The organism is Oleiphilus sp. HI0128 (assembly GCF_001635365.1).
Window position 1 is genome coordinate 1 of the sequence record NZ_LWGG01000695.1, and the last position, 460, is coordinate 460.

Genomic DNA, 460 nt, shown 5'->3' on the forward strand with positions numbered 1-460 from the left:
ATAGTCGAATTAACTTTGTTACCCCAGAGCAAAGGCACTTAGGTCTGGATGAAGAAATATTATCGAAGAGGGATGAGCTTTATCGCAAGATGAAAAGAAAGAACCAAATAAGGTGGTCAAAAGCTACGCGGAACTGGGAGAAAGTGGGTGACGTTAAGTTGAACCCGGAGAAGGAAAAACAAGCAGCTTAAATGCTCAGGCGACAACTACCTTGAAAAACGCCGGTATCGGCTGCTTCTAGTTTGTCAGGCTTTTTTCCGCGTTTAGCCGGTGTGACCTGAACACGGTGTTTGCTGTTCGGTGCGAAGACTCCGTGGAATCGGGTGAGGTTGACGCGCGGCTTGGGTACCAGTGCAGCCAGCTTGGCCATGAAGTCCATGGGTTCGAAGATCACATGGGTTGTGCCATTGCGATACGGGGTTTTGAGTTCATACCGAACGTGTCCATTGGAGGTCAATGC

The 460-nt window shown here is 48.9% G+C and carries 2 pseudogenes; one reads left to right on the plus strand and one right to left on the minus strand.

What is annotated here, in order from left to right:
- Positions 1–191 (plus strand): annotated as a pseudogene (locus A3763_RS28520) (IS3 family transposase); the annotation flags it as partial.
- Between the two features lie 35 nt (positions 192–226).
- Here the strand turns inward: A3763_RS28520 and A3763_RS08565 are convergent.
- Positions 227–460, minus strand: a pseudogene (locus A3763_RS08565) (transposase); the annotation flags it as partial.